Origin of the sequence: Enhygromyxa salina, from assembly GCF_002994615.1 — a bacterium.
Taxonomy (GTDB): Bacteria; Myxococcota_A; Polyangia; order Nannocystales; family Nannocystaceae; genus Plesiocystis; species Plesiocystis salina_A.
In genome coordinates this window covers 1-19,919 of sequence record NZ_PVNK01000288.1, presented here as the reverse complement: position 1 = coordinate 19,919, position 19,919 = coordinate 1, and the positions used below count along the sequence as shown (strand labels likewise).

At 69.8% G+C, this 19,919-nt stretch carries 16 protein-coding genes; 7 read left to right on the top strand and 9 right to left on the bottom strand.

Going from position 1 to position 19,919, the window contains the following annotated elements; all coding sequences use genetic code 11:
* Positions 1 to 191, top strand: a 191-nt coding sequence (locus ENSA5_RS39025; RefSeq protein ID WP_219906910.1) for a hypothetical protein, incomplete at its 5' end; no start/stop codon positions are given.
* A 9-nt stretch (positions 192 to 200) separates the two neighbouring features.
* Here the strand turns inward: ENSA5_RS39025 and ENSA5_RS38710 are convergent.
* Positions 201 to 1,766 (bottom strand): hypothetical protein, encoded by a 1,566-nt coding sequence (locus ENSA5_RS38710; RefSeq protein ID WP_181198423.1) that lies wholly within the window; start codon positions 1,764 to 1,766, stop codon positions 201 to 203.
* Between the two features lie 305 nt (positions 1,767 to 2,071).
* On the opposite strand from ENSA5_RS38710, the gene ENSA5_RS33380 reads away from it, so the two are divergent.
* Both ENSA5_RS33380 and ENSA5_RS33375 read left to right on the top strand, forming a co-directional pair.
* A complete protein-coding gene (locus tag ENSA5_RS33380; RefSeq protein WP_106395775.1) occupies positions 2,072 to 2,971 on the top strand; it encodes a DUF4388 domain-containing protein in 900 nt (299 codons plus the stop codon).
* Between the two features lie 213 nt (positions 2,972 to 3,184).
* On the top strand, positions 3,185 to 4,534 hold the full coding sequence (locus ENSA5_RS33375) for a sigma 54-interacting transcriptional regulator (protein ID WP_106395774.1): 1,350 nt from the start codon (positions 3,185 to 3,187) through the stop codon (positions 4,532 to 4,534).
* 425 nt (positions 4,535 to 4,959) lie between these two features.
* Here ENSA5_RS33375 and ENSA5_RS33370 read toward each other — a convergent pair whose 3' ends face one another.
* From ENSA5_RS33370 to ENSA5_RS33350, 5 genes are all read right to left on the bottom strand, one after another.
* Complete coding sequence (locus ENSA5_RS33370) at positions 4,960 to 6,468, bottom strand: methyl-accepting chemotaxis protein (RefSeq protein WP_106395773.1); 1,509 nt, start codon at positions 6,466 to 6,468, stop codon at positions 4,960 to 4,962.
* Positions 6,469 to 6,615: 147 nt separating this feature from the next.
* Entirely contained in the window at positions 6,616 to 7,191 is a 576-nt protein-coding gene (locus ENSA5_RS33365) for a hypothetical protein (RefSeq protein ID WP_106395772.1), read from the bottom strand.
* Between the two features lie 135 nt (positions 7,192 to 7,326).
* Positions 7,327 to 8,718 carry a COG3014 family protein gene (locus tag ENSA5_RS33360; protein WP_146156386.1) on the bottom strand — a complete coding sequence of 464 codons (1,392 nt, stop codon included), beginning with the start codon at positions 8,716 to 8,718 and terminating at the stop codon, positions 7,327 to 7,329.
* A gap of 59 nt (positions 8,719 to 8,777) precedes the next feature.
* On the bottom strand, positions 8,778 to 9,407 hold the full coding sequence (locus ENSA5_RS33355; protein ID WP_106395770.1) for an LpoB-related protein: 630 nt from the start codon (positions 9,405 to 9,407) through the stop codon (positions 8,778 to 8,780).
* 160 nt (positions 9,408 to 9,567) lie between these two features.
* Complete coding sequence (locus ENSA5_RS33350; protein WP_106395769.1) at positions 9,568 to 9,864, bottom strand: YbeD family protein; 297 nt, start codon at positions 9,862 to 9,864, stop codon at positions 9,568 to 9,570.
* A 121-nt stretch (positions 9,865 to 9,985) separates the two neighbouring features.
* Here ENSA5_RS33350 and ENSA5_RS33345 point away from each other — a divergent pair, with 121 nt between their 5' ends.
* Together ENSA5_RS33345 and ENSA5_RS33340 are read left to right on the top strand one after the other, a co-directional pair.
* Positions 9,986 to 11,155 carry an efflux RND transporter periplasmic adaptor subunit gene (locus ENSA5_RS33345; protein ID WP_146156385.1) on the top strand — a complete coding sequence of 390 codons (1,170 nt, stop codon included), beginning with the start codon at positions 9,986 to 9,988 and terminating at the stop codon, positions 11,153 to 11,155.
* 139 nt (positions 11,156 to 11,294) lie between these two features.
* Positions 11,295 to 14,570 carry an efflux RND transporter permease subunit gene (locus ENSA5_RS33340; RefSeq protein WP_181198422.1) on the top strand — a complete coding sequence of 1,092 codons (3,276 nt, stop codon included), beginning with the start codon at positions 11,295 to 11,297 and terminating at the stop codon, positions 14,568 to 14,570.
* 24 nt (positions 14,571 to 14,594) lie between these two features.
* Here ENSA5_RS33340 and ENSA5_RS33335 read toward each other — a convergent pair whose 3' ends face one another.
* Together ENSA5_RS33335 and ENSA5_RS33330 are read right to left on the bottom strand one after the other, a co-directional pair.
* A complete protein-coding gene (locus tag ENSA5_RS33335) occupies positions 14,595 to 15,353 on the bottom strand; it encodes an SDR family NAD(P)-dependent oxidoreductase (protein WP_106395766.1) in 759 nt (252 codons plus the stop codon).
* 269 nt (positions 15,354 to 15,622) lie between these two features.
* Positions 15,623 to 16,387, bottom strand: coding sequence for a molybdopterin-dependent oxidoreductase (locus tag ENSA5_RS33330; RefSeq protein WP_106395776.1), 765 nt, complete (start codon positions 16,385 to 16,387; stop codon positions 15,623 to 15,625).
* 100 nt (positions 16,388 to 16,487) lie between these two features.
* On the opposite strand from ENSA5_RS33330, the gene ENSA5_RS33325 reads away from it, so the two are divergent.
* Positions 16,488 to 17,375: an alpha/beta hydrolase gene (locus ENSA5_RS33325; RefSeq protein ID WP_181198421.1), complete on the top strand. Its 888-nt coding sequence runs from the start codon at positions 16,488 to 16,490 to the stop codon at positions 17,373 to 17,375.
* Between the two features lie 21 nt (positions 17,376 to 17,396).
* Here the strand turns inward: ENSA5_RS33325 and ENSA5_RS33320 are convergent, their stop codons facing one another.
* Positions 17,397 to 18,104 (bottom strand): AgmX/PglI C-terminal domain-containing protein, encoded by a 708-nt coding sequence (locus ENSA5_RS33320; RefSeq protein WP_106395764.1) that lies wholly within the window; start codon positions 18,102 to 18,104, stop codon positions 17,397 to 17,399.
* A 61-nt stretch (positions 18,105 to 18,165) separates the two neighbouring features.
* Here ENSA5_RS33320 and ENSA5_RS33315 point away from each other — a divergent pair, with 61 nt between their 5' ends.
* Complete coding sequence (locus tag ENSA5_RS33315; protein ID WP_106395763.1) at positions 18,166 to 18,681, top strand: hypothetical protein; 516 nt, start codon at positions 18,166 to 18,168, stop codon at positions 18,679 to 18,681.
* Positions 18,682 to 19,919 lie beyond the last annotated feature (1,238 nt).

Here is a 19,919-nt window from a genome sequence, read left to right as displayed (position 1 = left end):
GCCTTTTCGCCGAGGGCTTTGTCGCCAAAACTTGCAGTACGCCCGGTACAGCGGCGTTTTGGCTTCGCGCCCTCGGCGAAAATTCCGGCGCGAGGCGACACGATGCATTGCACCCCGGGCTGCTAGAAGGGGGCTCGTCTGGTTTCGGGCTGGAGCGTTGGGAGGTGGCGCGTTGGGAGACGGTGCTTTGACGTCGTCGCTCAGCGACGTGAGCTGGACGAACTCGACGAACGCGACGGGCTCGACGAACGTGACGGGCTCGACGAACGTGACGGGCTCGACGAACGTGACGGGCTCGACGAACGTGACGGGCTCGACGAACGTGACGGGCTCGACGAACGTGACGGGCTCGACGAACGCGACGGGCTCGACGAACGCGACGGGCTCGACGAGCGCGACGAGCGCGACGAGCGCGACGGCGAGTAGGAGCGCGAGGGGCTCGAGGAGCGCGAGGGGCTCGAGGAGCGCGAGGGCGAGTAGGAGCGCGAGGGGGCCGGTGAGGACGACCTCGAGTTGTTCGCTGGCGGCGAGTAGGTCCGGTACGTCGGCGTGGACGAGCGGCTCGGCGCGGACGAGCGGGTGGTCGTCGGGCGTGGATTGGGGTTGGTCCCGACGCTGCGCGAGCGGGTCGAGCGGCTCGGCGTCGGGGCTCGGCGGGCTGCCGGCGGCGAGTAGGTCGGGCGCGTGGCGCGAGGTGAGCTCGAGTGGACCTGAACCTTCGGAACCCGTGCCCGCGGCGGCTGAGCGCGGGTCGGGGTCACCGCGGCGGTGCGAGAGTCGCTGCGGCTCGTCGTTGCGACCGGTGCACGCGGCGGCTTGGTCGGCTGGATGCTCCGGGCGGTGGCGTCCACGGGCGCGCGACCGGGCTTGGGCGCGGCGACGTCGGTGCCGCTCGCAACCGTGGGTGCGCGGGTTGGCTGGGCCCGCGGCGGCTGAGCCCGCGGCGGCTGAGCCCGCGTCGCCCCCGGCGCGGCGACGGTAGTGCCCGCGTTCGGCTGCGTGCCCTCACCAGGTCGCTGGATGTCGGTGCCAGCGGCGACCGGCGCCCGGCTGGGCTGCGACGGGTTGTTGCCGCCGGGAAGCGAAGGCCGGTTGACGTCGCCAGCGTTGGCAGCGCCGACACCAGCGGTGCCTCCTCCGCCTCCGCCGCCGCCGCCGTTGGGGTTGGTCGAGGGTCGTCCGCCCGTCGGCCCGCCGCGGTCGGCGTTGGGACCCCGGCTCGGCCGCCAGTGCGTGGGCGGACGCCCGTAGGCGTGGTAGCCGCGGTGACTCACGCCGCCCCAGTACCAGCCGGGCCCGTAGTAGCCCACGCCCCAGCTGTAGGCGACCCAGGGGTAGTGGTAGTTCCAAGCCACGACCAGGGGCTGCGGCGGCCCATAGTAGTAGGACCACACGCCCCAGTAGGGGTCCCAAAATACGAACGAGCCGTGGACGTTGTAGTACCAGCGGCCCGCCCAATAAACCCGGGGAAAGGTCTCGATCGCGTCGGGATAGGTGTGCACGTAGGTGACGACGACGACCTGCTCGCCGCTCGACATCGTCTCGTAGCCGACGGTCTCGGCCGGGTACTCCTCGCCAGGCTGCGCGTAGTACTGGTCCTGGACGTAGACGTCGGCGTAGGCCATGTCCGTCGGCGGCAGCTGCCCCTCTTCGTAGCTCTGCTGATAGTAGGCAGTGTTCGAGCGCTCGGCGTAGGTCGGTGCGGCGGTCGCCTGTGGCTGCGCCTTGGCCCGGGAACAGCCAGACAGCGAGACGAGGGCGAGCAAAGCGCCACACACTAGGGTTGAACGTGATACCGCCACGCCCCCAGTGTTCCGCGCACCCTGCGTCCGCACAACCCGGACGAACCCTGAGCGCACCAGAGCGACCCGCGCCGATCCCCCGTGCGCGGCGAGGGGATCCCCGGCCCAGTCCTACCAATCGCCCACAGAACATTGTTTACGGGAGCGCATATGCGCGCACGAGTGTGTAAACTCACCCAGAATTGTCCCGCCTTGGGCTCGTGCGCACAGCTTGCACGGGGCGGATCGTTGTTTTGACTCAGGCGGACCGCGTTGGGGTAGGTTTGGCCATGGCTTCGCCCGAGGTTCCCGTGCTGACCGTCGTGTCGGGGGCCGATCCCCGCAAGGTGTTCGCGCTCGGTCCCGATGGCGACAGTTGGGTCGCCGGCCGCAGCGAAGACGCCGATCTGGTGCTCGCCGACGACTCGGTGTCCCGCAAGCACGCGCGCATCTACGAGGCTCGCGGCACGCTCTGGCTGCGCGACCTCGGCTCGCGCAACGGCACACAGGTCAACGGCCGCGCCGTCTCTCACCATCGCCTGCGACCCGGCGATCGGATCACGATCGGCGCGAGCTTGATGCGCGTCGACGTCGTCCCGCTCGCGCAGCTGCAGCGTGATCGAGCCGGCCCCGAGGAGACGACCGCCGGGCGCTCGATGTCCGGCAGCATCCAAGAGATCCCGCTCGCCGACGTGCTGCAGTGGCTGGCCACCAGCCGCAAGACTGGGGCCCTGCGGGTCCGCGGCGACTCGGTCGGCGAGCTGTTCCTGCGCCAGGGCAGGGTCTACTACGCGCGCATCCGCGGGTTCGGCAACCTCAAGGCCGAGAAGGCCCTGCTGCGGATGATGAACTGGAGCGAGGGCACCTTCGAGCTCGACAACAACACCGTCGAGCCGCCCGAGGGCAAGGAGCTGTCGGTCGGGCTCGAGCACATCTTGATGGAGGCCGCGCGCGTCCAAGACGAGCTCGCGCACCTCGCCGAGCGCCACCGCATCCCCGAGCGCGAGGTCAGCCTGAAGTTCCCTTCGGGCAAGCCGTGGCGCGAGCTCGCGCCGGAGCAGGTCGATCTCGTCGAGTCGATCGCCGCGGGTGGCGACTGGCCAACGGTGCTCAACCGGCTCGAGGCCGACGACGTCGCGGTGACCCAGGCCGCGATCGAGTTGCTCGAGGCCGGCGTGATCAACTACTGAGTCGGACCCAGCGACTCGGCCCGATCGGGTGGCATCGGAAAAAAAACAGTCACGCTGTACTCGGCGTCGCGCCTGCGACGCCTGGCAATTTCTCGGCCCTGATCTCGCGACCGCTTCACACAAATTTTTCGGCCCTAGCTACATTTGCAGCCCACGGTTCGTGTCAGCCGCGCACAAGGCAGGTAAGATCCTCAGCCCGGTGATCGAAGTGCGGTGGACGTGACCATCCCCGAAGAAACCCTCTCAGATGACGCGCCCTTGTTTGGACGGGGCCCGGCGCACGCCTGGTTGATCTTCATTGGCTCGAGCGAGAACGACTTCCGCGACGCCGGAGGCGTGTGGTCACTCGACAACGTGTCCAAGATCCGCTTCGGCCGTGTGAGCGGCGCGGATCTGCAGTCGGAGGTCGAGGCTGACGAGCTCGCGATCCGGATCCCGCTCGGGTGGGTCAGCGGTCGCCATGCGGAGGTTCGGATCATCAAGTCGGGCGTCGGCCTCGAGTTCGACCTGTGCGATCTCGACAGCCGCAACGGCACGCACATCGAGCGTCAGGCGATCCCCGGCATGGCCCGGCTGCTGCCCGGGCAGGTGTTCGAGGTCGGTCGCTCGTTTTGGATGATCCGCGAGGTCACTCAGCAAGACCTGCCGCCCGAGCACGTCCGCGTGCTCGATCCCTCGGGCACCTCGAACCCCGCGCTGTGTGGCATCCAGCGCACCTTGCTTCGTCTCGCCCCCAGTGACGTCCCGCTCTTGCTGCACGGCGAGACCGGGACCGGCAAAGAGATCACCGCGCGCTCGGTCCACAAGCTCAGCGAGCGCCCTGGAGCCTTCGTCGCTGCCAACCTCGCGGCCCTGTCCGACGATCGCATCGACTCGATCTTGTTCGGCAGCGCCGACGAAGACCGCCCCGGCATCTTCGAGCAGGCCGATCGCGGCACCTTGTTCTTCGACGAGCTCGGCGAGCTCTCGCCCGCCGCTCAGACCAAGCTCCACGCCGCGCTCGCCGAGGGTCGGGTCATGCGCGTCGGCGAGGATCAGCCGCGCAAGTTCGACGTCCGCGTGATCTGCTCGACCCTCCACGACATCCGCGCGCTGGTCGAAGCTGGCAAGTTCCGCCCCGACCTCTACTCGCGCCTCGCCGGGTTCCACGCCACCTTGCCGCCGCTGCGTCGTCGCCGTGAAGACCTCGGCGTCCTGACCAAGGTCGTCTACCGCTCCCGCGCTGGCGCCGAGGTCAAGATCGCAACCCGGGCCTTCCGCCGGATCTTGAGCCACAGCTGGCCCTTCAACGTCCGCGAGCTCCACCAGACCCTGGCGACCGCCTCGATCCTGGCCGGGACCAACGGCGAGATCTCCCGCGATCTCCTCGACGACATCCTCGCCAGCCGCCGCGACATGCCCCAGAGCCCCGAGAGCGTCAGCGAGCTCCGAGCCAAGCTCGTCAGCGAGCTGGCCAAGACCGGCGGCGACACAGCCGAGGTCGCCCGCGCCCTCCAGCGCGAGCCCAAAGAGATCCACCGCTGGATCGAACGCTTCGAGATCGAACCCGACGCGTATCGGTGAGTTTTTTAGACCCCCCTGGTCGTCAACAACTCTGCCACGCACGGCCGCAAGCGGCCGGTCGCGGGCTCGCTTCGCTCCCCCGCTCGGTGGGCTGGTATGTGCCTAGCGATCGGATGCGTGGCCCCTAAAAGGGGGCTCATCCGGTACCGAACAGCCTCCACTCACGCAAAGCGGGCTCATCCGGTACCGGACAACATCGAGTCACGCACACCGGACAGGACGTATCCCCGCAACCAGAGAGAACGCGGAACACACTCGGACCCAGAACCCCAAAAACGGAGGACATCCGGTACCGGATGAGCCCCCTCCACGCAGACCCGTGCGTGGCACATACCAGCCCACCGAGCACCCGAGTGAAACGAGGGGGCGACCGGCCGCGCAGCGGCCGTGCGTGGCAACGTGCGAAAGCGGCCAGGGGGGTCTAATTAAATCTGACCGAGGGAGCGCTCGATGAGCTCCATCTGGGACTGGGTGGCTTCGCGGATCGAGGACAGACGCTCGACGATCGTGTCGGCGTTTTGGGTCTGGCCCTGGTGCGCGGAGCTGAGCTGGCTGATCTGCTCGGAGATGGTCTCGATCGCCTGAGTGATCTGGCGGCTGCCGCGGGTCTGCTCCTGGGTCGAGCGCTCGACGTGCCGAGTGATCTGCTTCATCTTCTCGGCCGACTTCATGATCTGCTCGGCGCCGCGGGCCTGCTCGCTGGTCGCGGTTGCGACCTGCTGGACCGTGGTCGCGACCACGTTGATCGCGTCGGTGACCTGCTTGGAGCCCTTGGTCTGCTCGACGGTGGCGCGGGCGATCTCGCGGACCATCTGCGTTGACCGGCGGGCGGAGTCGGAGATGCGCTTGAGCGAGTCTTCGGCCTGGTGGCTGACGCGGACGCCGTCGTCGACGGACTTGCTCGAGCGCTGGACGGCCTCGACGGCGTTGTAGCTCTCGCGCTGGACGGCCTTGATGATCTCGGCGATCTCCTTGGTGCTGGTCGCGGAGCGCTCGGCGAGATCTTTGATCTCGTCGGCGACGACGGCGAAGCCCTTGCCGTGCTCGCCGGCCTGGGCGGCGATGATCGCGGCGTTGAGCGCGAGCAGGTTGGTCTGCTCGGCGACGTCGTCGATGACCGACAAGATGCCGCCGATCTCGCCGATGCGCTGGCCGAGGCGGCCGATGACCGAGACCGCGTCGGCCGAGTAGGTCTTGATCAAGTTGATGACCTCGATCGTCCGGTTGATCGCGTCGACGCCACCCTCGGCGGCCCAGACGACCTCCTCGGTCATCTGCGCGGTCTCGTTGGCGTTGTTCTCGACCTGCTGGATCGAGATGTCCATCTCGTTCATGGCCGAGGAGGTCTCCTCGGCGGTCGTCGACAGCGCCTCGATGTTCTTGGCGACCTCGCGGACCGAGAAGGTCATCTCTTCGATCGAGATCGCGGTCTCTTCGACCGACGAGGCCAGGTTGAACATGCTCTCGGCGACCTCGTCGTTGGCGGCGGCCATCTCGAGGATCGAGCTCGAGCTCTCCTCGGCGTTGGACGCGAGCAGGTCGACGCTGTCGGCGATGTTCTTGAGCCCGGCGCGCATCTCGGTCAGCGCGGTCAGGGTGTCGTCGACGTCGGGCGCGGCGCTGATGATGCTGTTTTGGAGCTCGCGCAGGTAACCGATCCGATCGTCGACGCCGCCGCCCGCCGACTTGAGCTCGTCGACCTGCGCGCGAAGCTGCTGGGCCTCGTCGCGGGACGCGTCGCGCTCGAGGCGGGCGCTCTGGAGCTCCTCGCGGAGCTGCTTGACCTCGCCGCGCGCTTGCTCGCGGTCGGCTCGAGCGTCACGCAGATCGGCCCGCGCATCATTGAGATCCGAGCGGAGCGCAGCGATCTCGGCCTCGAGGTCGGCCCTTCGATCGTCTTCTCCCTCGCCGCTGTCCTTCTTGGACTTCGCCATCGGACCGCGATTCTACGGGTTGGGCTAGTACCCGTCACCCTGGACCGCGATCGCCGAACGAGATGCGATCACATCCTTGTGAGCGTGGTCACAAAGACGGGCAGGTTAGTGACGAATGCGCAGTATGTTTCCGGACGAACGCGCACCTCAGTAGAAGCTAAAGCGCATCCCGACCATGCCCGTGTGGCGGAGGGGATCGGGCACCAGCTCGCGCTCGCCGGCGATGTAGCGCAGATCGTAGGTGATCCCGACCGACGCTGCCGCGCTCGCGTTGAGCCAAAATTCATAGCCCACGCCCACGTTGCCGCCGAGGCCCACGACCAGGGTGTTGTCGGGGTCACCGGCCGGGAGGCCGACGCCGCCGAGACCCGTGCGGATGTACAGGCCCTGCCACGCGTAGCCGGTGAACTCGAAGTCGCCGCCAAACATCCACGAGCTCGCGCCCTCGGCCCGGCCGAGATACTTGGCGCCGTGAAGGTTGATGCCGAGCAGGGCCCGCTTGCTCACGCCACCACCGAAGGCGAGGCTGAGGCCGACATCGGGCACGACCGTGGCCTTCATGCCCGAGAAACCAAAGAACACGCCGGGGCCCACGTAGACACCCCGGCGATCTTGCGCGCCCTCGAACTCGATCCCCCGGGGTCCGCCGCGGGCGGCCTCGGCCTCGCTCGGGGCGGCGACCAGACCCAGGCCAGCGCCGAGGAGCCCGAAGGACAGCGCCAACCCGAGGCGCCTTCGCCTACTGCGGCCCCGGCCGTGGGCGGTTGGAAGGCGGGCGGACCTGGCAATCAACGCGAGACTCATGGGCTTGCTCCTGGGATCGGCGAACAGATCATGGGCCGAACTCGACGCCCACGCTCACCGAAGTGTCGTGACGTCGAGCACGACGTAGCCTCCCTCACCCACATTCACCTCGGTGGTTCGGCGCTCCTGACCGCCGTTGCCAGACACGACGATGTCGAGGGTGTGCGGGCCGGGGGGGACCTGGACGCGGCCGATCCAGACCCGGTCCGGGAGCGTGGTCCAAGACCGGGTGTCGGGCTTGTCGAGCACGACCATGGCGCCCTCGATCGCGAGCGCGCTGAGCAGGCCGACGACCTCGTTGCCCTCGTTGCCGGCCGCGCGAGCGCCCTCGGCCGCGGCCGCGCGCACGATCAGGCGGGTGATCGCCGAGCCGATGATCTTCGGGCGCAGCTCGTCGAATTCGCGGCTGATCTCGGCGCCGAGGTCGCTGACGAGGTCGAGCTGCACGGGGATCTGGTCGACCGTCCACGACGCGCTGTCGAACAGGTTGCCCGCGGGCTCGAGGTCGGGGAACACCACGACCTTCATGGCGCTGTGCTCGAGCAGGCGGGTGTCACCGGTCACGAACGCGCCGGCCATGCCGATCGCGGCGCCGACCGGGATGCGGACCGGGACCTTGTAGGGGACCCGGCCGGTCTTGATGACGACGAGGATCTCGGCGGGCGCCGCGGCCTCGACCGGGATCGGCTGCTCGGCAGGGGCCGCGTCCTCGCTCGCCGCCGCCGGGTCCTCGCCGGGCTGCGCGGCGCTCGGAGCCGGCATCGCCGGGCCGCCGATGTAGCGGTCGAGTCGCTCGCTGCGGTAGCTGCCGCGCTGCCCGAGGCGCACGATCGGATCGCGCAGCGTCGCGAGCTCGCGCTCTTGCAGGGCCTCGTCGTAGTAGCGCAGGGCCTCGTCGGCGTTGCCCTGGCGCTCGGCGACGAAGCCCGCGAGGTACGACCCGAACGCCCCGTGGGCGTGCTCGGGGTCGTAGTCGAGCAAGTACTGGCGCATGATCGAGAAGCGCTTGGCCTCGATCTTGGCGCCGTCGAGATCACCCTGGGCGAGGTAGTTGATCAGGTTGACGCCGTTGAGCGAGAGCTTCTCGGTCGGCGTGTAGCGATAGTGGGTCGCCGCGTCGGAGAACACGTAGCGCCCGATCTCGTCGGCCGAGCTGCGCAGATCGAGGAGCTCGAGCTGCTCTTCGGCGGCCTGAAAGTTGCTCGCGCTCGCGTCCCAGCTCTGCATCGCGTGGAGGATCGTCGCGCGCTCGAGGATCGCGAGCGCCGTCTCGCTCTTCCACTTGCGCGGGAGCTCGACGGGGTCCTTGACCTTGATGAAGCGGTTGATCTCGGCGAGCCCGGCCTCGAGCTGCCCGGCGGTGACCAGCTCGCGCATCTCCTGGGTCTTGTCCGAGTAGGTCGCGCACGACGTCGCGACCCCGGCCGTCACGCCGAGCGTGGCCACCAACGCCAGCGTCGGCCACCGCCGACCTGTACCCCGAGACCGAGAACCCCCCACGCCGGCTACCGTACGATCGCCTTGGAGCGCTCGGAGGTGAACTGGAACTTGACGACGCTGGTCTCGACCTCGATGACCTGGATGAACAGCGAGTACTGGACGCGGCGCTCCTTGTTGAAGCGCTCCTCGGTCGAGGTGACCTTGCCGGTGATGTAGTACTTGGCCCCGAGCTGGGCGCCGAGCCGGGCCGCGGTCGCGGGGTCGAACAGGTCGCTGTTTTGGAGCTGGGCCTCGGCGACCATCTCGGCCTGGCGCTCGCGGCTGACGACCGAGACCGCGCCCGAGTTGACCATCGTGGTCTCGATCTGCGACAGCAGCGTCAACATCTGGTCGTCGAGGTGCATGCTGGTCGCGTTCTTGATCGGCCAGATCGCTACGACTGGCGGGTCGGCCATCGAGCCCTGGACGTCGCGCGCCCACCAGGCCGACGCGAACATCGCCTCGAGGTTCTCGTCGACGAGGTAGTTGATGTCCTTGCGGTCGAGGGTCGTGCTCAGCGCGCCCTCGTCGAGGTTGGGGTTCTCGGTCCCGGGTCCCCCGCGGACGGCCTTGGGTTTGCACCCGAGGGTGCCGGCGGCGACCCCGGTGAGGAGAACGAGGCAGAGCGAGGACCGAAAGACACTGGCGTGATTCATGGCGACCTTTCTTCGTCGTCTCCGAGACTCGACCCGGAGCCCCGATACCCTCGCTACGCTCGGGCCCTGGGTCCTGGATCCTGGGAGACTGTGCTGGCGGGTGACGTGGCGATTGTCGAGGAGGATCGGCGCGGGCGCGGACGCGACGGAGTGAAGAGTCTCACAGGATCATCTTCAGGCCCGGGACGTCGTGGAGACGGGCGTAGGCCAAGATGACTTCATCGACGGTCTCGGCCCGGAGGGTCAATGTGATGCAGATCGAATTGCCCTTGCTGCTGATCCGCTCGCGGAGCTCGACACGCGCACCGACCGCTTCGCGTGCGGCGGCATCGATCGCGACACGAAACCCTTCGGTCGCGGGTCCAAAGGCCTTGATGAGGTACTCGCCAGGGAACTCGTGGTTGGCTTCGATCAGCTCGCGCGCGGGCGCGGGCGCGGGGCTCGTTGACTGACCCATGGGCCTGTCCTACCACTGGGTACGCGACGGCGGTAGCCGAGCGCAGACAGACGAGATGGCTCGGGATCCCGCACAGGTCGGCTCAAACGGCGATCTAGGTCGCGACTGGACACGCAGGGGCGTGCTCACGGCGGCTTTGAGCGCGCTCTTGCCCCTCGGCTGCGGCGGCGCGTCCGGAGCGGGGCCCGGTGGCAAGAGCGGCAAGGGTGGCAAAGCTGGCAAGGGCGGGCGCGGTGGCAAGGGCGGTCGCGGCGGCGGGCCGCCCCAGCCCCTCGCGGTCGAGCTGACCACCGTCGAGCCCGCGACGATCGAGCGTCACTACCGCTCCTCGGGCACGCTCGAGCCCCTGCGTCGGGCCGAGCTTCGACCGATCCGAGCCGGGATCATCAACGTGCTCGAGGTCGAGGTCGGCGACGTCGTCGAGGCCGAGCAGATCCTCGCCCGCCTCGACGGCCGCGAGCTCTCGCTCCAGGCCTCGCGCGATCGGCTCGAGGCGGCCAACGCCGAGGCCGAGCTCGGCCGGCTCGAGGGCCTCGACTCGAGCGGGGCGATCGCCCAAGAAGAGATCGACGCCCGCCGCCACGAGCTCCAAACGGCCCGCGCCGCCGCCCGGCTGTCGCGGGCCCAGGCCTCGACGATGACCGTGCGCGCGCCCTTCGCGGGCACGATCGTCAGCCGCGAGGTCGACGTCGGCAACCTCGCGGGCACCTCGACGGTGCTCTACGAGCTCGCGGATCTCTCGGCCCTCGAGCTCCCGCTCCACCTGCCCGAGCGCGAGGCCGCCCGGGTCAGCGTGGGCAACCAAGTCGAGATCGAGCTCATCGACGGCTCGACCTTCACGGGCGAGGTCATCCGCCGGGCGCCGATCGTCGACGCGCTGACCGGGACCGTCGAGTTCCTGGTCCAGGCCCAGGACTACCCGCCGCTCGCGGTCCCCGGCGCCTTCGTCCGCGCCCGCGTGTTGCTCGAGCGGCGCGAGGCCACGCCCAGCGTGCCGGTCGACGCGGTGTTCGAGCTCGAGGGCCAGCGCTACGTCTACGTCCTGCGCGAGGGCAAGGCCCGACGCGTGGCCGTCGAGATCGGGCTCGAGGGCAGCGAGCGCGTCGAGCTCAGCTCGGGCGTCGGCCCGGACGACCGCGTGCTGGTCGACGCCAACGGCATCACCGAGGGCATGCCGATCAAGCCCGCCGGCGAGCCGGACATCGAGCGCGAGCGCGAGCCCGAGGCCGAGGCCAAAGACGACGACGGCAAGCGACGCCGGGGCGGCTGGGGCGGCAAGCGGCGGCGCTGAGCGGCCTGGCGGAGCGATGACTGCCAACGGGAACGACGACGCCGACGCCCCGGGTTCGGGTTCGCCCAGGCCTGGAGGCGACCGGGCTCCCGGCGCCGCCGCGGCGGCGCGCGACGGGCTCTGGCGTCTGATCTCTGGCGTGGTCGGGCGCCCGGTGACCGTCACGATGGTCACGATCGCGCTCTTGCTGTTCGGCCTCGTCGCGCTCACGCGCATGCCCGTCGAGCTCCTGCCGGATCTGGGCTACCCGAGCATCACGGTTCAGACCGAGTACGCCGACGCGGCCCCGTCCGAGGTCGAGGAGCTGGTCACGCGGCCGATCGAGGAGCTCGTCGGCGGGGTCCCGGGCATCATCGCGCTCGAGTCGAGCTCGCGCGAGGGCGTCAGCGAGGTCGTGCTCGACTTCGCCTGGGGCACGACGATCGACGACGCGATGGCCGACGTGCGCGAGAAGCTCGACCGCGTGCGCCTGCCGACCCAGGCCGAGCAGCCGATCGTGCTCCGCTACGACCCCTCGCAAGAGCCGATCTTGCGCCTCGCGCTGGTCGCCGAGACCGCCGACGGCAACCTCGACTTTCGCCAGCTGCGCGACCTCGCCGACGAGGACATCAAGCAGACCCTCGAGAAGCTCGACGGGGTCGCGGCGGTCCAGCTCCACGGCGGCGACGAGGAAGAGGTCGTCGTCGAGCTCGACCCCGACCGCCTCGCCGCGCTCGGGGTCGACGCGGCCGAGGTCGTGACCGCGATCGGGGCCGACAACATCAACCGGCCCGGCGGCGGCCTGACCGACGACGGCAACCGCTACCTGATCCGCACGGTCCACGAGGCCAAGACCCCCGCGGAGCTCGGCGAGATCATCATCCGCGAGGACGCTGGGGTCGAGGGCGGCGCGCTGCGCCTGCGCGAGCTGAGCGTCGACCCCGGCGATGGCCGCGGGATCCGACGGTCCGCGCTCGAGCGCGAAGAGGTCTCGCTCGTCGGCCAGGAGGAGGCGATCGAGCTCGCGGTGTTCCGCGAGGCCGACGCCAACACGGTCCGGGTCGCCGACAAGGTGCTCGAGCGCGTCGAGCAGCTGTCGAAGCAGCTGCCCGAGGGTCACCGCCTGGTCGTGCTCAGCAACCAGGCCCGCTTCATCGACGCCGCGATCATGGAGGTCGCGCTCAACACCCTGATCGGCGGCGGCCTCGCGATCTTGGTCCTGTTGTTCTTCCTCCGCGACCTCCGCTCGACCCTGGTCATCGGCGTTGCGATCCCGATCTCGCTGCTGGTCAGCTTCGTGCCCCTGACGACCCTCGGGATCTCGCTCAACCTCATGAGCCTCGGCGGGCTCGCGCTCGGGGTCGGGATGCTGGTCGACAACAGCATCGTCACGCTCGAGGCGATCGCCCGGATCCGCGAGCACGATCCCGACGCCAGCCGGAGCCAAAGCGCCGTGCGCGGGACCGTGGAGATCGCCAGCTCGGTCGTGGCCTCGACCCTGACCACCGTCGCGGTGTTCCTGCCGATGGCCTTCGTCGAGGGGGTCGCCGGGCAGCTGGTCCGGGACCTCGCCTACGCGGTCAGCTTCTCGATCCTCTCGTCGATGGTCGTGAGCCTGACGCTGGTCCCCGTGCTCCAGGCGCTCGGCGACGGCGACGGCGACGCGAGCCCCGAGCCCGAGGGCAAGTCCAAGCGCTCGGTGTTGGCCTGGCTGGTCGCGATCCCGGCGCTCGTGTGGGTCCCGATCCGGCTGGGCGTGCGCGGCCTCGGGTGGCTGCTCGAGCGCGGCGCGCGACCGCTGACCAAGGGCTGGGAGCTGCTCGAGGCCCAGTACCCCAAGCTCCTGCGCGTGGCCCTGCGCGCCCGGATCCCGGTCTTGCTCGGCACCCTCGGCGTCTGCGCGGTGATCGTGTGGTCGGGCCGCGACCTCGGCCGCACGCTGCTGCCCGAGGTCCGCCAGGGCGAGGTCTACGTCCAGATCGAGCTGCCCCAGGGGACCGCGCTCGAGCGCTCGACGGCGCTGACCCGCGGGATCATGCGCGAGCTCGCCGACGACGATCGCCTCGAGCTGGTGTTCGCCCGGGTCGGCAGCGTGACCCAGGGCGGGTCCGCGACCGGGGGCCAGGCCGGCACCCACCTGGCCCAGATCAACTTCAGGCTCCGGCCCGAGCTGGCCGCGAGCGCCGAGCTCGAGGCGATCGAGGATCAGCTGTTCGCCGACGTCACGGCGGCGACCGAGCTCGTGCTTCACGGCGTCGATCATCGGGTCCGCTTCGGACGGCCCGCGCTGTTCTCGTTCGAGTCGCCCGTCGAGGTCCGGGTGTTCGCCGACGAGAGCGCCGACGCGATCGCCCACGCTCGCCGGCTGCTGCCGCGCCTGCGCGAGATCGAGGGCCTCGCCGACGTCGCGGCCGACGACCTCAGCGGCCGCCCGGAGGTCCGCGTCGACTTCGATCGCGAGCGCCTCGGGCTCGCCGGGCTCGACGTCGATCAGGCCGCGACCGCGATCCAGCGCGCGATCCAGGGCGAGGTCGCCGGCCAGCTCCACGCCACCGACAAGCAGCTCGAGATCCGCGTGCGCCTGCCCGAGGTCGATCGCTCGGACATCGCGGACGTCGAGCGGATCCAGGTCGGGGTCGTGGCCGCGAGCGAAGACGCCCTGACCGGCCAGCGCACCCCGCCCAAGTCGATCCCGCTGGCCGCGGTCGCGCAGGTCGAGCCCGGCCAGGGCCCGGCCGAGATCCGCCGGATCGACGGACGCCGCGGCCTCCGGATCCGCGCCCGCGCCGACGCCGGTGACCTCGGGAGCCTCGCGGCCCAGATCAATGAGGTCCTCGACGTCGCCAGCGCCGAGGTCCCGGCCGGACGCTGGGTCGAGGCCGAGGTCGCCGGACAGGCCCAGGAGATGGGCGCCTCGCTCGAGAGCCTGGCCTTCACCGCGCTGCTGTCGATCTTCTTGGTCTACGTGGTCATGGCCTCGAGCTTCGAGAGCCTCCACCACCCCTTCTTGATCATGTTCACGGTCCCGCTCGCGGCCGTCGGGGTGGTCCTGGCGTGCTTGCTGACCAACACGCCGATCTCGGCGATGGTCGGGATCGGGGCGATCATCTTGGGTGGGATCGTGGTCAACAACGCGATCGTGCTGATCAACGCCGTCAACCAGCGCCGCGGCCAGGGCATGGACGTGCGCACGGCCCTGGTCGAGGCCGGCAAGGTCCGCGTGCGACCGATCTTGATGACGACGGCGACGACCGTGCTCGGGCTGCTGCCGATGGCCTTCGGGCTCGGTGAGGGGGCGGCCCTGCGCCAGCCGCTGGCGCTGGCCGTGATCGGCGGCTTGGTGGTTGCGACGGCGTTGACCCTGGTCGTGATCCCCTCGGCCTACGCGCTCGCGCCGGGGCGGCGGCGGGCGGCGTGGGGCTCGGACCGCGAGTGACAGCGCGGGCCCGTGGGGGCCTCGCTACTTCTTGCCGCGGCGCACGGCGGGCTCGTAGATGTTCTTGGGCATGAGCTGGAGCATGTGGCCGATCATCTTCATCGGGGCCGGGAACGCGACGACCTTGCGTCGGCTACGGACCCCCCGGGCGATGATCCTCGCGGCCTTGTCGACCTCGATCGAGAAGGGCTTGGACTTCATGTCCTCGGTCATCGGGGTGTCGACGAAGCCGGGGCGGACGTCGGTCACGGCGACGCCCGTGGCGTGCAGGTCGACCCGCAGGCTCTCGAGGAAGGTGCTCAAAAACGCCTTGCTCGCGCAGTAGCTCGCGCTCGACGGCAGCCCGCGGTACTGGGCGATGCTCGAGACCCCGACCAGGTGGCCGCGGCCGCGCGCGACCATCCCCGGGATCGCTCCGGTCAAGGTTGCGACTGCGCCGCAGACGTTGACGGCGATGACCTTGCGGCAGTCGTTCCACGCCAGCTTGCCACCCCAACGTGAATTGCCGACGCCCGCGTTGGCGACGACGAGCTCGAGGCCGAGCGCTTCGTCGAGCTCGCGGATGCGGGCCTCGGTCCGCTCGGGATCGCTGACGTCGAGGACCTCGATCCTGGCCTTGCCGCCCGCGGAGGTGATCGCCTCGGCCTGCTCGCGCAGGGCCTGCTCGCGCCGAGCGACGAGCACGACCTCGGTGCCCTCGGCCGCGAGCAGCTTGGCGAGCGCCGCTCCGATGCCGCTGGATGCTCCGGTGATCAGTGCGGTCGAGAAAGACGGGTCGGACATGGACGCGGATGATAAGGTTTTAGACCCCCCTGTACGTCAGCAACTTTGCCACGCACGGCCGCAAGCGGCCGGTCACTCCTCGCTGCGCTCGTCACTCGGTGGGCTGGTATGAGCCCCGCGGTGGCCTCCGTGGCCCCCTAGAAGGGGGCTCGGTTTAGACCCGCGGCACCCTGTGCTTTGCCACGCACGGCCCCTCGCTGCGCTCCGGTTGAGCTTCTCAAACGGGGGGTGCGGGGGTGCGGGGCTGCTCTGCTCTTTGGTCGCGGTCTTTAGCTGTAGCGGTCTTCGGTCCATGGGTCGCCGCGGTTGCTGTAGCCGCGCCGCTCCCAGTAGCCGGACTCGTCTCGGCGTACGAAGCGGATCCCGGTCAGCCACTTGGCGCTCTTCCAAAAATACAGATCTGGGACGACCGCGCGCATCGGCGCGCCGTGCTCGGTTGTGAGCGGGGCGCCGTCGAGTTTGTGGGCGACCATGACCTCGTCGGCGAGGGCGTCGGCGAGCGGGACGTTGGCGGTGTAGCCGTGCGCGGCCTCGAAGATCACGAAGCGGGCGGTGTCCTTGACGCCCGCCCGCTTGGCCAGGGTCTGGAGCTGCACGCCCGTCCACTTGGCCCCGAGCACGGTCCACCCGGTCACGCAGTGGACGTCGCTGGCCCGGGTCACCTGGGTGATCTTCAGCAGGTCGCGAAACCCGAGGTCGAGCTCGTTGCTGACCTCGCCGTGGATCCGGAGCCGGTACTTGGACTTGGAGGTGTCGCCGGGCTCGCCGCCCATCGGTCGGAGCTTGGTGATGACCTGTTGGCCCGGGGGCACGCGCGGGCGGCCGTCGGCTCGGGTCTCGGCCTTGGCCCGCGCGAACAGGCCGTCTTCGGCGATCGTGTAGATGCCGCCGAAGGCCAGCACCGTCGCGCCAGCGCCCGCTTGCTGGAGAAAACGTCGGCGGGCCATGGCCCGCAGCACCGCCGGGCGCCGGGCAGGCTCGCGGGCCAGCTCCTCGAGGGTCGGGTCGGGCTCGCGCGACAGTTTCGCGGTCATGCGTCAGGCTACGGTGCTCGGCACCGTCCGGTTACGCGAGCGATCCGCGCCGACGCCCGCTGAGCTTGTGTGCAGGCCCCATCGGTGGCACGAGATACCCGTGACGCCGATCCGCCACGCCTACTTGCACGGCTTCGCGTCGTCGAACTTTTCGCGCAAGGGCCAGGCGCTGCGTCGCTTTTACGCCGAGCAAGGACGCGAGCTCCACACCCCCAACCTCAACGCGCCGAGCTTCGCCGAGCTGACCTACACGAGCATGCTGGGCGCGCTCGACGAGTTCGATCGTGCGCTCGACGAGCGCGAGGGCTCCGGGCCCGAGCCCGCGCGCTGGCGCTTCGTCGGCTCGAGCATGGGCGGCTACCTCGCGGCCCGCTGGGCCCAGCTCCACCCCGAGCGCGTCGATCGGCTGATCCTCTTGTGCCCCGCTTTCGACTTCGTCGCGCGCTGGCCAACGCTGATCGGCCCGGACAATTTCGAACGCTGGCGCGAGCGCGGGCACATGTCGCTGCCCGACGGCACGGGCACGCCCGTCGACGTGCACTTCGGCCTCGTCGAGGACGCGATGACCCATCCGCCGCGGCCGATCGTCACCTGCCCGACGGTGATCATCCACGGCACCCGCGACACGATCGTGCCGATCGAGAGCTCGCGCAGCTACGCCCAGGCCCAGCCCCAGGTCCGCCTGGTCGAGGTCGACGACGATCACCTCCTCGCCAACTCGCTCGAGACGATCGAAGCCCACGCGCTGCGCGAGCTGATCGCGCCCAAGCCGACGCTCTACTGGGACTTCTTCGGACCGACGGCCCAGGGCACCGCCGAGCACTTTCACGGCCACCTCGACGAGTTTCTGGCCCGCGAGGGCTTCGCCGACTGCGAGACGGGCGTCGAGGGCGTCGAGCCCGGACGCCACGTCGCCGCCTGGTGTCGGTGCCCGGAGGAGCTGGTCTCGACGCTCGGCCGCGCGCTGCGTCCCCGACGGGTCGAGTGAGCCCGCGCGCGTCTGCGCGCCTCACTCGTCCGGGGCCTCGGGCTCGAACACGAAGGGATAGGTGACCTCGACGCGCCCGCCGTCGCTCGGCGGCTCGAAGGTCACCGCGATCAGCGACTCGCGCATGCACTCGCGCACGAAGGGGCTGGCGAGGGTCGAGTCTTCGTCGATCGTCGCGTCCTCGACCACCCCCCCGACTTCTTCGGCGCCGATGATCGTGAAGTGGGTGACGACCGTGCCCGCGAGCTCGGGCTCGTCCTCGAGCGCGCTCTCGTAGCACTCGATCGCGACCGGGACGAGCTGCTCGGCGATCGCCGACTTGATGTACTCGGGATCGAGCTTGGGCAGGGCCGCGGCCGCGGCCTCGCTCGGCGCGGCGCTGCCCGGCGCCTCGGGCTCGAGCTCATGTTTGCGCGCGAGCGCCGACCAGATCTGCTCGCGCTCGAGATCCCGGGCCATGCGCTTGGCCCGGGCCGACCCCGCCTTGGCACTCGGGTCGTCGCTGCCCGCTCCCTCGACGCTCGGCGGCGGCGCGGGGCTGCTTGGCGGTGACGGGACTGGCGCAGCTTCAACCGCGACCTGATCACCCGCCCAACCGCGGGTCGCCTCGGCGGGGGGTGGGGCGTCGGACTTCGCCGCCAGGAAGAAGAAGGCCGCGGCCCCGGCGGTCACGAGCGCGCCGACCACCCCCATCTTCACCATGATCTTGTTTTGCTGCTCGGTGCTCATCGGCACACCTGTCGTACCACGTCCCGTCAGGCCAAACGCCCGTGCGTGGTAGCCTGGCCCCATGGCCAGCGCCGACGCCCATACCGCCTATCCGGCCGAGGTCTACGAGAGCTTTGATGCCTTCATGCAGCACGTCATCCAGGACGTGTATGGGCGTGGAGCCAAGCGCCCGGAGTTCGTCGCCCTCGTCCTCGCCAGCGGCGAGCTGATCCCGATGGCCTGGGGCCGGGTCAAGAAGGCCGGCGTCCGCGACCTCGCGCTCGGAGCCGCCGGGGTCGTGGCCCTGCGCTTCGGCATCCGCTGGCTGCTCGCCGGGCCGCTCGGCGTGATCCTGACGGGCTTCACGATCGCAACGCTGATCTCGTTCTTCTGGTCCAATCAACGCGAGGTCATGGCCCGGCGCAAGCCCTACAAACAGCTGATCTCCGAGACCCACGAGAAGTACGAAGATATCCAGAGCCGCTACCGCGACGGCCGCTACGACGCCGGCGAGCGAGCCCTGCTCGTCGAAGGGCTCCTCCGCCGCCTCCTGACCGAGATCGAGCAACCCCGCGAGCCAGACCAAGACGAGTCTTGATCGCCGGCGCGTGTCCGAAGTCCGAGCCGGGCTTCGCGGCGGGCCTCGAAGTTGTTGATGAGGCTGTGTCGTGGACGTTGGGGGTCCGCGCTGGCCTGGAGGTGGTCCGAGCTCGGGGCGTCGCCTCTCCATCTGGGGTGCAGAAGGCTCTTGGTACCTCGCTGCCATGTCGGTCGGGTGGGCGTCGACGAAGTTGTTGATGAGGCTGTGTCGTGGACGTTGGGGGTCCGCGCTGGCCTGGAGGTGGTCCGAGTTCGGGGCGTCGCCTCTCCATCTGGGGTGCAGAAGGCTCTTGGTACCTCGCTGCCATGTCGGTCGGGTGGGCGTCGAAGCTGCTTTTCGTACGGCGATACCCCGAACTCGGACCTCCTCCAGCCCTTTTTGCGCTCTGCTCTTTGCCGAGGATGACCCCGCCCCGAAGCGCTGGGCGCTATCTGCTCCCCAGACCGAGACGAGTCTTGATCGCCGGCGCGTGTCCGAAGTCCGATCCGGGCTTCGCTACGGGCCTCGGAGTTGTTGATGAGGCTGTGTCGTGGACGTTGGGGGTCCGCGCTGGCCTGGAGGAGGTCCGAGTTCGGGGCGTCGCCTCTCCATCTGGGGTGCAGAAGGCTCTTGGTGCCGCCCTGCCATGTCGGTCGGGTGGGCGTCGAAGCTGCTTTTCGTACGGCGATACCCCGAACTCGGACCTCCTCCAGCCCTTTTTGCGCTCTGCTCTTTGCCGAGGATGACCCCGCCCCGAAGTGCTGGGCGCTATCTGAAACTACGTTAAAGCCCGCTTTTGGGGGCCACGCAGGCCACCGAGGGAGGGAGCGCAGCGACCGACCGGCGCCGCCTGCGGCCGTGCGTGGCAGAGTCGCTGACGGCCGGGGGGGTCTAAGCGAGCCCCCTTTTAGGGGGCCACGCAGACCACGGCGAAGCGCATCCCAGCCCACCGAGGGAGGGAGCGCAGCGACCGACCGACCGGCCGCCTGCGACTGTGCGTGGCAGAGTCGCTGACGGTCGGGGAGTCTAAACGAGCCCCCTTTTAGGGGGCCACGCAGACCACGGCGAAGCGCATCCCAGCCCACCGAGGGAGGGAGCGCAGCGACCGACCGACCGGCCGCCTGCGGCCGTGCGTGGCAGAGTCGCTGACGGTCGGGGAGTCTAAACGAGCCCCCTTTTAGGGGGCCACGCAGACCACGGCGAAGCGCATCCCAGCCCACCGAGGGAGGGAGCGCAGCGACCGACCGACCGGCCGC